We start from the raw sequence: 13,734 nt of genomic DNA, 5'->3' as shown, positions 1-13,734 counted from the left end.
AATGGATCATTGGAAATGGACCAGCGGCCGCCCATTGAGCGGCTGGATGTTGCGGTTGTTGTGGCGGTAGTGCGCCAGGAACGCGTCGATCTGCTGCTGCGACATTGTCACCGGAGCCGGCAGCACATACCACTCCACATTCTCGGTCAGCGGCGGCGTGGTCAGCGAACCCAGGTAGTGGTAATAGCCGCGCTGGCGGGGCAGCAGCCCGGCGATATCGATTTCATGCTGCGAAGGCGCCGGCGTCTTGTGCGAAAGGTCATCCAGCAGGGTCTGCACCTGCGCATTGGCCGCGCCGGCCTGGTACATCACGCCGACCACGGCCAGGCGGCCGTCCTGGGCCTTGAACACGAAATGGCCCTCCAGCGGGTAGTGGCGGCCATCGATGGTGTGTTCGCTCTGCGCGTGGAAGTGGAACTGCGCGAGCATGAAGTGGCGGCCGCGGATGGTTGCCTGCGTGGCATGCGCCTCCACTTCCACGGCGTGGCCGTTGTCGACGACCGCCTCGACCGGTGCGCGGGTATGGGTGAACGTCAGCGCGCCCGGCTCGTTGCCGGCGGCGGGGACGGCATCGCGAGTGACGATGTCGATCGGCGACTGCGCCATGTCGTGCGCGGCCTGCCATTGTTCCTGGTGGTCGTAGTCGATCTTGCCGTCACCGGCGTGGGCGGCGATGGCGCACGTGAGGGCGAGGGCGAGGAGAGCAAGTGTGGCGCGCATGACGAGGACTCCGGGAGAAGGGCAGGTAGCTTGAGCCGGTGCACCCGCCAATGCTCTAGGAGTCGTCTGAAACCCGAATACGACGACGGGGCCAGCGGCCCCGTCGAAGTGTGTGCGTCTTAGTGACCGCCGCGGATGCGACCCTGGAAGCGCGGAGCGCTACGGCCCAGCGGCAGCTTCAGCTTGCCGATGGCGTTGATGCGCTCTTCGGCCAGGCGGTCGGCGGCGCGGTAGGTCGGGATCGCGTCACGCTCGGCGATCTCGAAGATGCGCGCGAGGTTGTGATAGATGGTGCGCATCATGCGCATGGCACGCTCGCGGTTGTAGCCGTCGAGTTCCAGTGCCACGTTCATCACGCCGCCCGCGTTCACCGCGTAGTCCGGTGCGTACAGGATGCCGCGCTTGGCCACTTCGTCGCCGATGGCGTTGTTGGCCAGCTGGTTGTTGGCGGCGCCGCAGATGACCTTCATCTTCAGGCGCGGCAGGGTGTTCTCGTTGACGGTGCCACCCAGCGCGCACGGCGAGTAGACATCGGCCGGCACGTCGTAGATCTCGTCCAGGCCGACGGCTTCGGCGCCGTACTCGGACACGGCCTTGTCGACCAGGCCCTTGTTGATGTCGGTGACGAAGATCTTCGCGCCGCGCTCCTTGAGCAGCTTCACGAACTCCATGCCGACATGGCCCAGGCCCTGCACGGCGTAGGAGTACTTGCCCACTTCCTCGTCGCCGAAGCGCTTTTGCAGCGTGGCCATCAGGCCCTGCAGGGTGCCGTAGGCGGTGAACGGCGACGGGTCGCCCGAACCGCCGTGGACCTGGTGCACGCCGGTGACGTACTCGGTCTCGCGGTAGACGTATTCCATGTCGTTGACGTCGATGCCGACGTCCTCGGCGGTGATGTAACGACCGCCCAGCGCCTCGACGAACTGGCCGAAGGCGCGGAACAGCGCTTCGGACTTGTCGGCAGCCGGGTCGCCGATGATCACGGCCTTGCCGCCGCCGATGTTCAGGCCGGCGACCGCGTTCTTGTAGGTCATGCCGCGCGACAGGCGCAGCACGTCATTGAGCGCGTCCTGCTCGGTCTTGTACGGCCACATGCGGGTGCCACCCAGGGCCGGACCGAGCACGGTGTTGTGGATCGCGATGATGGCCTTCAGGCCCGCGTCCTTGTTGTGGCAAAACACGACCTGCTCGTGGCCGAAAGTGTCCAGAGTTTCGAAAATCATCGGGTGCTCCGCTGCTGGCGTCAGGATTCGCGCGTCGCGCTATACGCCAACTGTGATGTGTAAGTAGTTGAATCGAAAAGGATTCGCCTCCGTAGCAGGGGGCAACCCCTCGCCACAGGCGCGACAGTCTAATGCAATCGACGGATACGCATACGTACGCGACAGGACCGGCAAAATGGCGGCGTCGTCCGGATGCCTGTTCAGAAATTGCGGTAGGGCGCCTGCCGCAGCCACAGCGTGGCCAGCCACTTCACGCCGCGCTCCACCGGCAAGCCGGCGTGCAGCGAATCGACGTCGGGTGTGCCGTCGGACTGCAGGTTGTCGAAGATGACCGCGCGACCCGAGCGCGGGGCCACCTTGAGGCCGGACACCGGGAAGTGCGTTTCGCCGCCGGCCTCGACCTCGTTGAGGTAGACGCAGATGGTGCGCAGGCGATTGCCGGCCTGCGGGCAGTCGCGCTCGATCGAGCCGGGCGGACGATAGTCGCGGTGCGGACGATATTCCTGGCCGGGTTCGTAGCGCAGCACGGTCAGGTGCTCGGCGTGCGACAGCGGCACGCCGGCGGCACTGGCCATGCGCAGTTGCACGCTGCGCAGCGCCACGTCTTCCAGGATCGGATCGAGGGCCGCGTCGCTGCTGGTGCGGATCTGCATGGCCAGCGGCAGGCCGGTCTCGGGATCCAACGTCTGTGAGCGCTGCAGGCGCGATTCGGCGTTGGCGACCAGCAGACGGCATTCGTCGGCGCTGAGCAGGCCGTCCAGGGTCATCACCCGCGGCCGCAGCGACTGTCGCTTCGGCGCGACCGGAGCGAGCACTTCTTCCAGCGACAGCGTTCCGGTTGTGGTTCTTTCCGCGGCGTACTCGGGCACGGTGATCTCGGGCAACGCGCCGATGCCGATGGCAGACAGCTGCGCCCAGATGTCGCGCGCCGCCAGTGGCTGGCGGGTGCAGCCTTCGCCGCGCGCCAGGCGTTCGGCCAGCAGTCGTGCCGACACCGCGTCGCCATGGCCTGCGGCCAGCTCAAGCATCTGTATGCAACGGGACTGGTCGGCTTCGCCGGGCTTGCGGCCGAAGTGGATCGCGACCGCGCGCAGCGCCGGTGGGTAGTTGGCGCGAACCGCCCGCAGCAGGCGTTCGTTGATGCGACCGTCGCGCGGCAGGGCGAAACCGCCCAGCGCCACCAGCGCAAGGAAGTAACTCGCGATCGGGCTGCCGGCGTGTTCGGCGCGAAGCAGCCAGGCGCTGGCCAGTTCGGCATCGGCCTCGCAGCCGACGCCGTACAGCAGCATGCGCGCGCATTCGATCTGGGCATTGGCCAGGCCGGCTTCGGCGGCGCGGCGGTGCAGGGCGAACGCCTCTTCGAGCTCATGCCGGATCACCAGCGCTGTCGCAAGCTGGTACAGCGCCTGCGGCGAACCGTGGTGGGCCTGGCGGCGCAGTTCCAGGAGGGCGGTGTCGGCTGACATGGTGGCGATGGCTTGGGGGTTGAGTGTAGCCATAACCGGTGGGGACACGCAGGGGTGGTCTGGGGGATCACGGGGGATGCGTGGAGGGACGGCCAGTCGCCGTCTCCCTCAGTCCGCCATTCCCCTTGCTCCCTGTCATTCCCGCGCAGGCGGGAACCCAAGGACGTTGCGCTCTCATGGATGGGAATCCCCCGTCCCTCACCCTGTCATTCCCGCGAAGGCGGGAACCCAGCGTCGTTGCCTCCTGAAGCTACGTCCATGGATTCCCGCCTGCGCGGGAATGACGGCAGCAAAAGCCAACGTCACTGGGTTCCCGCCTTCGCGGGAATGACGGGGGGCGTGCTTCGCGGGAATGACGGGGTGAGGGGGGCTTATTGTCCGACGCGCTACAATCCGCATTCGATCGTTTCCGTACTGAGCGCGTCATGAGCACTCCTGTCAGCCCCCTCCCCGAAACCGCCGTCGAGACCAGCCCGCTGCGTTTCGTCACCGCCGCCAGCCTGTTCGACGGCCACGACGCCGCCATCAACATCATGCGCAGGCTGATCCAGGGGCAGGGCGCCGAGGTCATCCACCTCGGCCATAACCGCTCCGTCGAGGACGTGGTCCGCGCCGCACTGCAGGAAGACGCCGACGGCATCGCCCTGTCGTCCTACCAGGGCGGCCACGTCGAATACTTCAAGTACATGGTTGACATGCTCGCCGAGCGCAGCGCCTCGCACATCCGCGTGTTCGGCGGCGGTGGCGGCACGATCACGCCGGAGGAAATCCGCGAACTGCAGGGCTATGGCGTCGAGCGCATCTACCACCCCAACGACGGCATGCACATGGGCCTGGTGGCGATGATCGAGGACGTGATCCGTCGCGCCAACGATGCCCGCAAGGGCGCAAAGACGCCCGAGCACGCGCCCGACAAGGACGATGAAATCAGCATCGGCCACATGCTCTCGGCGATCGAGGAAGGCCTGCTCGACGAATCGCAGCTCTCGCACCTGCGCAAGCAGTGGCAGCTGGCCGGCGGCAAGACGCCAGTGATCGGCATCACCGGCACCGGCGGCGCCGGCAAGTCGTCGGTGACCGACGAACTGCTCAACCGCTTCCTCGCCAGCTTCCCGGAGATGCGCATCGCCGTCATCTCGGTCGACCCGACCCGTCGTCGCACCGGCGGCGCGCTGCTGGGCGACCGCATCCGCATGAACTCGCTGCGCTCCAAGCGCGTGTACATGCGCTCGATGGCCACGCGCCGCCAGCACGCGGCGACCAACACCGTGCTCAAGGACTGCATCGGCTTCCTCAAGGGGCTGGGCTACGACCTGGTGATCGTCGAGACCGCCGGCATCGGCCAGTCGGATTCGGAGATCGTCGATCTGGTCGACTTCCCGATGTACGTGATGACCAGCGACTTCGGCGCGCCGAGCCAGCTGGAGAAGATCGACATGCTCGACTTCGCCGAGCTCGTCGTGCTCAACAAGTTCGACAAGCGCGGCGCCGAGGATGCGCTGCGCGACGTGCGCAAGCAGTGGAAGCGCAATCGTGTTGCCTTCCAGACCAAGGACGAGGACGTCCCGGTCTACCCGACCATCGCCAGCCAGTTCAACGACCCCGGCATCAGCTGGATGTTCGCCAACCTGTGCCGCCTGCTGCGCGAGAAGCTGTCGCTCTCGGCCGAAAAGTGGACGCCGCAGATCGACACCTCGCTCAAGGAGCCGCGCGCGACCGTGCTGATCCCGGGTGCGCGCGTGCGCTATCTGGCCGAGATCGCCGAACAGGGCCGCGGCATCAACGCGCAGATCGAAACGCAGGCAGAAGTGGCCGATCGCGCGCAGAGCTATTGGCAGTCGCTGCATGACCTGGGGGATTCGGCGCTACCGAAGGCACTGGACCTCTACGCTGCACAATCCCTTCTCCCGCCTGCGGGAGAAGGTGCCCGAAGGGCGGATGAGGGCGGTCTTGCCGTAGATCGCACCCTGTTGACCCTCCGCCAGCGCTACAACGACGCCATCCAGTCGCTCAGCTCCGACGCGCTCAAGCTGCTGCGCGGCTGGCCGGCGCGCCTGAAGTCGATCACCGACGAGGTCAACGAATACCAGGTTCGCGACAAGACCATCCGCGTCGAGAACTACCGCGAGTCGCTCAGCCACCAGAAGATCCCGAAGATCGCCGCGCCGACCTACAAGAGCTGGGGCGAGCTGCTGACTTTCCTGCAGAAGGAGAACCTGCCGGGCTACTACCCGTACACCGGCGGCGTCTACCCGTACCGCCGCACCGGCGAGGACCCGATTCGCATGTTCGCGGGCGAGGGCACGCCCGAGCGCACCAACCGCCGCTTCCATTACCTGTCGGTCGGCCAACCGGCCGCGCGCCTGTCCACCGCCTTCGACAGCGTCACGCTGTACGGCGAAGACCCGGCCGTGCGCCCGGACATCTACGGCAAGATCGGCAACTCCGGCGTCAACATCGCCACGCTCGACGACATGAAGAAGCTGTACTCCGGCTTCGACCTGTGCGCGCCCAGCACCTCGGTGTCGATGACGATCAACGGCCCGGCGCCAATCATCCTGGCGATGTTCATGAACACCGCCATCGACCAGCAGGTCGAGAAGTACCTGCGCGCCGACCAGGCCCGCTGGGACGTGGCGCACGACAAGATCGAGGCGATGTTCGAAGGCCGCCAGCGCCCGACCTACAGCGGCATGCTGCCGGAGACCAATGACGGTCTCGGCCTGGGCCTGCTGGGCGTCACCGGCGACCAGGTCGTCGACGCCGAGACCTACGAGAAGATCAAGGCACACACGCTGGCGACCGTGCGCGGCACCGTGCAGGCCGACATCCTCAAGGAAGACCAGGCGCAGAACACCTGCATCTTCAGCACCGAGTTCGCCCTGCGCATGATGGGCGACATCCAGCAGTTCTTCGTCGACCGCAGCGTCCGCAACTTCTACTCGGTGTCGATCTCCGGGTATCACATTGCCGAGGCCGGCGCGAACCCGATCAGCCAGCTCGCCTTCACCCTGAGCAACGGCTTCACGATCGTCGAGTACTACCTCGCGCGCGGCATGAAGATCGACGACTTCGCGCCGAACCTGTCGTTCTTCTTCTCCAACGGCATGGACCCGGAATACACCGTCATCGGCCGCGTCGCCCGTCGCATCTGGGCGCGCGCGATGCGCGAACGCTACGGCGCCAGCCCCCGCAGCCAGATGATGAAGTACCACATCCAGACCAGCGGCCGCTCCCTGCACGCGCAGGAGATCCAGTTCAACGACATCCGCACCACGCTGCAGGCGCTGTATGCGCTGTTCGACAACTGCAACAGCCTGCACACCAACGCCTACGACGAAGCAATCACCACGCCAACCGAGGAAAGCGTGCGCCGTGCGGTGGCGATCCAGATGATCATCAACAAGGAACTGGGCCTCAACTTCAACGAGAACCCCTGGCAAGGCAGCTTCATCGTCGACAAGCTCACCGACATCGTCGAGGAAGCCGTCTACAAGGAGTTCGAGGCGATCAGCGAGCGCGGCGGCGTGCTCGGCGCGATGGACACCATGTACCAGCGCGGCAAGATCCAGGAAGAGAGCCTGTACTACGAGCACAAGAAGCACGACGGTTCACTGCCGCTGATCGGCGTGAACACCTTCCTGCCGAAGGATCACGGCGGTGACATCGTTACCGAGATCGAGCTGATCCGGAGCACGGAGGGGGAGAAGGGGCAGCAGATTGAGAATGTGGCCGGGTATCAGGGCAACCGAAACGGCTACGCGGCTGAGGGGCTGAAGTCGCTACAGGCTACGGCCCGTGAGCGGCGGAATGTGTTTGCCAGCCTGATGGAGGCGGTCAAGACGCATAGCTTGGGGCAGATCAGTCATGCGTTGTATGACGTGGGTGGCGAGTATCGCCGCAACATGTGATTGACAGAAGGCCCGCGAAAGCGGGCCTTCTTCTCTTTCCGGAACATCGCACATGAACAGTCGCGTAGGGTACGGCCGCGACCGGGGGTTGGAATGAAAGGACTCAAGCCTGTAAGTCGCCGCCATGGCGACGCACTTTCGCGCGTCGGTTGGGAACAGTTCGAATTGCTCGTTGCTGGTTACTACCGCAGTCAGGGGTACCAGGTTGAGCACGTAGGAACGGGTGAGACCGGCCGCGACACCGATGGTGGAGTCGACCTGAAACTCAGGCGCGATGGCAGCTGCGTCCTGGTCCAGTGCAAACGCTGGACTGCGATGAAGGTGCCGCATAACGCGGTGCACGAGTTGCTGGGGATCATGGTCAATCAGGGTGCGACCGGCGCCATTCTGATCACCTGTGGCGAGTTCACGAAGGCTGCCATCGAGGCTGCATCCCGCCAGCGGAATTTCAAGTTGATCGATGGGCATGAGCTTCGGGTCATGCTCGGGCCGGTGCCGGATTCAGCGCTGGACTCGCTGGCGCGATTGCGTGGGCCAGCGACAGGGGCTGCGCGCAGGGCCGCGTCCGAACTGGGCACGGCCATCGTGGGGAAGGTGGTCGCGGCAGGGTTGCTTTTGCTAGTTGTTGTATTGATGTTTCAGTACATCCAGGGCGTCATTCGTTCGCTGCCGTCGACGATGGCTGCTAGCCGAGCGTCAGCCCTGGAGACGAGCAGCCCAGCTCAGGCAAAAGTCCCGGCGACACAGGCCATTGCCGATTCCTGTCAGGAGGTGGTCGACAAGCCGTCCGGTACGTACATCGATCATTGCTTCAGTGGTAAGACGCCGGAGCCGCTGTCGGCTGCGCAGCATCGGGAAACGCAGCGCAAGGCGGAAGAAGCGATGAACGTGATTGCAGATAGCACGCCGGAGCTTTGAGGTGGTCCGCTTCGATTGCCCTCACCCCAACCCCTCTCCCGCTGGCGGGAGAGGGGCTTTGCGTTGAGGGGGGTTACTGCTTCGTGTGCTGCTGTACCCATTCCTCGCCGCGACGCTTCATCTCGTCGTCGCTGATGTCCTCGATGTGGGTGCCGAGCATCCACTTGTGGCCGAACGGGTCTTCGACCGTGCCCATGCGGTCGCCCCAGAACTGGTTCTCGACCGGCTGGATCACCTTGGCGCCGGCCTTGACGGCCTGCTCGACGGCGGCGTCAGCGTCCGGCACATAGATCATGAAGCTGCCTGTCGCGCCGCCGCGCGTCTTCGGGCCGAGCGCATCCCATTCAGGCATTTCGTCCGAGAGCATCAGGCGCGAGTCGCCAATCTGCAACTCGGCGTGGCCGATTTTCCCGTTCATGGGAAGACGATAGGTTTCCTTGGCACCGAAGGCGTCGTGGTAGAACTCGAGGGCCTTGGCGGCGTCGTTCACCACTACTGAAGGCGTGATGCTGTGGTAGCCGGGCGGAGTGGGGTTGTTGGTTGCCATCTCTCATGCTCCTGGGTATGACGATGCACGAACACGCATCGCGCATCATTAGGCCGCGAAGACCGTAAACCCGGCGCATAAGTTCGGTTGCAGAAATCTAAACGCGTGCTCGTGCCATCGAGAACTGCGACACCGTTCCGCCAAAAGCAAACCGCCCGCCATGCGGCGGGCGGTTCTCCAGTTCATGTAACGCTGGAAGCGCGGATCGCGACTACTTCGCGCCTTCCTGCTGCCCCTTGTCCACCACCAGCTTGGCCACGACCTTGCGGGCGTTGGCATTGCTGCCTGAACCCGCATCAGCCGCGACGCCCATTCCGTCCGGGGCGCGCACGCGGCCCGGCATCAGGCCGGCCTGCTGCTGCAGGTAGTTCGATACCGCCGCGGCGCGCATCGTGCTCAGGCGCTGATTCGCTGCGGCGTTGCCGGTGGAGTCGGTGAAGCCCTGCAGGACGACCTGGTAGTTCTTGGTCTCCTTGGCCTTGGCGGCCAGGGCGTCGAGGTCGGACTTGCCCTGCGCCGAGATCGTCGTGCTGCCCGAGGCGAACAGCACCTCGGCGGTGGCCAGTGCTTCATAGGTGCCGAAGTCGTCCATGCGCGCGGTAGTCGGCGCCAGGCCGGCCTGCACCTGCTGCGCGGTCTTGAAGTCTTCGGACTTGAACGAGATCTCGGTGGCGTTGAAGCCGCTGCCGGCGGCGACGACGTCGGCGTTGATCGGCAGGCCGGGGATCAGGGCGCCGGGCTCGACCTTGGAGTGGATGACGCCGGTCAAACCCTTGGTCTTCTTCAGCTTGGTGTCGGCGGAAACATTGATCGTCTGCACCGCGTTGTTCTCATCCTTGACGGTGAGGGTGTTGCCGTCGACGGCGGTGATCAGGCCCTTGATCTTGCTCTTGTCGCCGTCGGCGGCGAACGCCGAGGTGGCGGCAAGGATGGTCACCAGGGCGGTGGCGAGCATCAGGTGTTTTTGTGGCTTGCTGGTATTCATGGACATTCCCTTTGAGTTGGATTGCGTCTGACGCCAAACCACCGTCCTTGCCTTGTATGCCGCCGGTTCCGCAGGGCTCGCGTCGGGAGCCCGATCGGCCGATTGTCCTGGGCCCGGAAGGGCCGCATTCGGGGGCGGCGCGTCATTAACTCCCTTGGGGGATAAAGGGGGTGTGAGGCGTTGGGAGGGGTTTTGCCGGCGGCTTCCCCTCTCCCTGGCGCCTTTGGCGCCTGTCCCTCTCCCACAAGGGGAGAGGGAGTTACCGGAAGGGTAAATGTCGGAGCGGTGTTAAAGTTGTGGGCCCATTTGTGATCACTTCAGCGAGCCGCGCATGACTGTCCAGGCCTTCTATCCCATCGGTATTCCCGGGCAACCCTGGGGCGAGGCGGAGCGGGGCGAATGGTTGTCGCGTCAGGTGCGCCATCGCAGCTTCGATGCGGACGTGCGCGGCAAGATCGAAGGCCTGGGCTCGCGCTTCGACGTGGTGCAGTACGGCGAGCTGAACTACGGCGCCGACAGCTACCCGCTGCTCGCGATCAGAAGCCGCGACTGGAACGATCAGCTGCCCACGGCGCTGGTCACCGGTGGCGTCCACGGCTACGAAACCAGCGGCGTGCACGGTGCGCTGGAGTTTGTCGACCGCCATGCCGCCGGCTACGCGGGCAAGGTCAATCTGCTGGTCGCGCCCTGCGTCAGCCCCTGGGCCTATGAGCGCATCCACCGCTGGAACGCGCATGCGATCGACCCGAACCGTTCGTTCCGCGACGACAGCCCGGCCCACGAATCGGCCGCGCTGATGCAACTGGTTGCCCCCGTGCGCGACAGCGTGCTGGTGCATATCGACCTGCACGAAACCACCGATAGCGATGAATCCGAGTTCCGTCCGGCGCTGGCCGCGCGCGACGGCAAGCCGCTCGAGCCGGGCGAGATCCCCGATGGCTTCTACCTGGTCGACGACAGCGAGCACCCGCAGCCGGGCTTCCAGCAGGCGGTGATCGCGGCGGTGGAGAAGGTCACCCACATCGCGCCGGCCGACGACAAGGGCGAGATCATCGGCTCGACCGTGGTCGCGCACGGTGTCATCGAATACCCGCTGCGCAAGCTCGGCCTGTGCGCGGGCGTCACCGACGCGCGCTACAAGACCACCACCGAGGTCTACCCCGACAGCCCCCGCGCCACGCCCGCGCAGTGCAATGCCGCGCAGGCGGCAGCGGTGTGTGCGGCGATCGATTACGCGCTGGCGCACCCGGCGGTGTAAACGTCGCCGCCCGGCAGACCTGTGCCCGAACCCGCTGTCGGCAGGCCGTGCCCCGCGCTATCCTCGGGCCGGGGACGGGCCCATGGCCCGGAGCAGTACCAACAGGGGATGTCGCATGCAGCAGAGCATGTACGGCGGGAACCGCCGTGGGCTGATCGGGAAATGGCGGGCGTTGCTCGCCCTGGCACTGTTGCTGCTGGCACTGGACTGCGCCGCCATGCGAAGGATCGATCCCGGCGAGGATCCCAGGCTGGCGGCCGATGAAGGCATGGTGGTGCTGTCGGTCGATGCCAGCGCCAGGATCATCACCGCCGTGCGCGTGGCCGACGCCGACAGCACCGTGCAGGTGATCAACTACGTCAACGTCGGTCGCAACGTCGGCCTGTATGCGACCAAGGCCGGCGAGTACCGCTGGTCGGAAGTCGACATGAATTCCCTGCGCGGCCGCCTGCGCTACACGCTCACGTCCGAGGATTACCGCTTCAAGGTCACGGCCGGGAAAATCGTCTATCCCGGCGACCTGATCCTGCGGCCGACCAGCTGGACGTCGATGCGGTTCCACGCCGCAAACCGTTCGCTGCCGGTGATCGACTGGCTCGAAACCGAGCATCCGAAGCTGTACGCGAGCCTGCCTTTCGAATACACCGGCCGGTACCCGGATCCCTTCCCGGAGTTCTATCGCAAGGCGCGTGCGTCGAACGCCACGCCGGCCGCCAAGCTCAACGACGGTCGCGAGGCGCCCAAACCCGTCGCGGTTCCGCTTCCGGCCGAGGTGATGTGGCGGCCCGACCGCATCGAGGCCGTTGCCATCAACGGCGCCGGCAACCTGATGGCCGAGACCGTGCTCGACGGCAACGGCAAGTGGAGCATCGACCTGATCGACCTGGTCGCAAGCGACGTCCAGCGGCTGGTGACTGCAGATGATTCGCTCGACGAGCTGATGTGGAAGGACAGCAGCACGCTCATCGCCGCAACTGGCGATGACGAGAAGTCCTATACGGTGTTCCGCATCGGCCCTGCGAGCAACGGCAAGCGCAGCGTCACGCGCCTGCCCATCTCCGGCACCGGCCGCATTGTCGACCTGCTGCCGGACGTGACCGACCAGATCCTGTTCGAGGGCTTCGACAGCCGTGGTGACCTGGTCGTGCACCGGGTCGAACTGGTGGGCAACAGGGAGATCTCGGGCTTCCGCAGCGCAAAGAGCCGCGACCGCCTCAACGTCGGCGTCAGCAAGGATGTGTCGTGGTTCACCGACGGCCGCGGGCAGCTGCGCGCTGCGGTGGTTGTCCGCGACGAGGTTGCCACGATGGTGTACGGGCGAGATGGCGTCTACGAGGAAGTGCTTCGTTGGGAGGGCGAAGGCGGCTTCCACCCGGTTGGACTGTCCTTCGATGGCAGCACCATCTATGGCTATACCGATGACGACCGTGGCCAGCGCGATCTGGTTGCGTTCGATCCGGTCGGCCGCAAGGTCGCCCGTACGGTTTTCAGCAAGCCCGGCGTGGACCTGGCAGGCGTGGTCTTCAATGAGCGCCGCGAGCCCGTGGCCGCGCGTTACTACCAGTCCGGCCGGCTGGTCACGGAGTACTTCGACGCAACCAACCGCAATCTCGACCGGACCCTGCAGGCTGCGTTTCCCGGGCGCATGGTCGCAGTACTCGACCGCAGCCGCGACGACAAGCAACTGATCCTGTGGGTGAGCGCCAGCGATCATCCTCCGGAGCTGTATCACCTGGACATGGTGCAAAAGCGGGCCTCGCTGCTGCAGGCCGTTGCGCCGTGGTTGTCCGACATGACGTTCTCGCCGGCATACGTGCTGAACGTGAAGAGCAGCGATGGCCTGGCGATCGAAGCGTTCCTGACGTTGCCGCCGGGTACCGGCAAGCGCCCCTTGGTGGTGTTTCCACACGGCGGCCCGATCGGCGTGAGCGACCAGCTCACCTTCGATCGCGATGTGCAGTTCCTCGCCGCGCAGGGCTATGCCGTGCTGCAGGTGAACTTCCGCGGCTCGGACGGGTACGGCAAGGCCTTCCGCGAGGCCGGCCACCGCAACTATGGACGCCTGATCGAAGACGACATCGATGCCGCACTGCGGGCCGCGCTGGTCGCCTATCCCCTCGACGAATCGCGCATGTGCACGCTGGGCGCCAGTTATGGCGGCTATTCGGCGCTGGTGTCGGCGGTGCGCTGGCCGGGCCGCTTCCGCTGCGCGGTGTCGCTGTCGGGCCTGAGCGACCGCACGCTGTTCTTTACCGCCAGCGACGCTGCGCGCTCGGCGCAGGTGCGACCGCTGATGGAGCGCATCATGGGCAATCCGCGTACCGACATGGCCGAGATGCAGGCCACCTCGCCGCTGTATCACGTCGACTCGCTCAAGTTGCCGGTGATGCTGGTGCATGGTCGCGAAGACGTTCGCGTCGATTTCGAGCACACGCGACGCCTGGTACGCATGCTCAACCTGCAGGGCCAGCCGCCGGTGCTGCTGGTGATACCGGACATGGGACACGGCTTCTCCGACGCTGCCGAAGCCGACCTTGCCTGGACGGGCGTCGCCGGTTTCCTGCAGCAGCACCTGGGCAGCACGCCGGCGATTGCCGAAGCCGAGGCGAAAGCCAAGGCGGCGCCGGTCGTGGCCGCGCCTGCGGCCGCAGCGTCAGGGCAGGGCGGCGGCAAGTAGGCCGGACCGTTCGACGACGCTCGATGGCA

9 protein-coding genes are annotated in these 13,734 nt (G+C 65.7%); 4 read left to right on the top strand and 5 right to left on the bottom strand.

Annotation, left to right across the window (positions count from 1 at the left end; translation table 11 throughout):
• Positions 1-6: 6 nt before the first annotated feature.
• The 3 genes from AC3A3X_RS11735 to AC3A3X_RS11725 all read right to left on the bottom strand — a co-directional run bounded on the left by AC3A3X_RS11735 (position 7) and on the right by AC3A3X_RS11725 (position 3,409).
• Positions 7-720 (bottom strand): carbonic anhydrase, encoded by a 714-nt coding sequence (locus tag AC3A3X_RS11735; protein WP_487583209.1) that lies wholly within the window; start codon positions 718-720, stop codon positions 7-9.
• Between the two features lie 119 nt (positions 721-839).
• Positions 840-1,943: a Glu/Leu/Phe/Val dehydrogenase dimerization domain-containing protein gene (locus tag AC3A3X_RS11730; RefSeq protein ID WP_487583208.1), complete on the bottom strand. Its 1,104-nt coding sequence runs from the start codon at positions 1,941-1,943 to the stop codon at positions 840-842.
• 200 nt (positions 1,944-2,143) lie between these two features.
• The gene (locus tag AC3A3X_RS11725) at positions 2,144-3,409 is read right to left on the bottom strand and encodes a 2OG-Fe(II) oxygenase (protein WP_487583207.1); all 1,266 of its coding nucleotides are present in this window, start codon (positions 3,407-3,409) and stop codon (positions 2,144-2,146) included.
• 425 nt (positions 3,410-3,834) lie between these two features.
• On the opposite strand from AC3A3X_RS11725, the gene AC3A3X_RS11720 reads away from it, so the two are divergent.
• Both AC3A3X_RS11720 and AC3A3X_RS11715 read left to right on the top strand, forming a co-directional pair.
• A complete protein-coding gene (locus tag AC3A3X_RS11720; protein ID WP_487583206.1) occupies positions 3,835-7,320 on the top strand; it encodes a methylmalonyl-CoA mutase family protein in 3,486 nt (1,161 codons plus the stop codon).
• Between the two features lie 93 nt (positions 7,321-7,413).
• The gene (locus tag AC3A3X_RS11715) at positions 7,414-8,238 is read left to right on the top strand and encodes a restriction endonuclease (protein ID WP_487583205.1); all 825 of its coding nucleotides are present in this window, start codon (positions 7,414-7,416) and stop codon (positions 8,236-8,238) included.
• 73 nt (positions 8,239-8,311) lie between these two features.
• Here the strand turns inward: AC3A3X_RS11715 and AC3A3X_RS11710 are convergent, their stop codons facing one another.
• Both AC3A3X_RS11710 and AC3A3X_RS11705 read right to left on the bottom strand, forming a co-directional pair.
• A complete protein-coding gene (locus AC3A3X_RS11710) occupies positions 8,312-8,785 on the bottom strand; it encodes a VOC family protein (protein ID WP_487583204.1) in 474 nt (157 codons plus the stop codon).
• 211 nt (positions 8,786-8,996) lie between these two features.
• Positions 8,997-9,770, bottom strand: coding sequence for an OmpA family protein (locus AC3A3X_RS11705; protein ID WP_487583203.1), 774 nt, complete (start codon positions 9,768-9,770; stop codon positions 8,997-8,999).
• Between the two features lie 331 nt (positions 9,771-10,101).
• Here AC3A3X_RS11705 and AC3A3X_RS11700 point away from each other — a divergent pair, with 331 nt between their 5' ends.
• Together AC3A3X_RS11700 and AC3A3X_RS11695 are read left to right on the top strand one after the other, a co-directional pair.
• The gene (locus tag AC3A3X_RS11700) at positions 10,102-11,028 is read left to right on the top strand and encodes a M14 family metallopeptidase (RefSeq protein WP_487583202.1); all 927 of its coding nucleotides are present in this window, start codon (positions 10,102-10,104) and stop codon (positions 11,026-11,028) included.
• Positions 11,029-11,143: 115 nt separating this feature from the next.
• Positions 11,144-13,705: an alpha/beta hydrolase family protein gene (locus tag AC3A3X_RS11695; RefSeq protein ID WP_487583201.1), complete on the top strand. Its 2,562-nt coding sequence runs from the start codon at positions 11,144-11,146 to the stop codon at positions 13,703-13,705.
• Positions 13,706-13,734 lie beyond the last annotated feature (29 nt).

Source organism: Lysobacter sp. Soil_N_23, from assembly GCF_057656135.1.
Note: the sequence above shows the minus strand (reverse complement) of the source record. Positions and strands in the feature narration are given on the sequence as shown.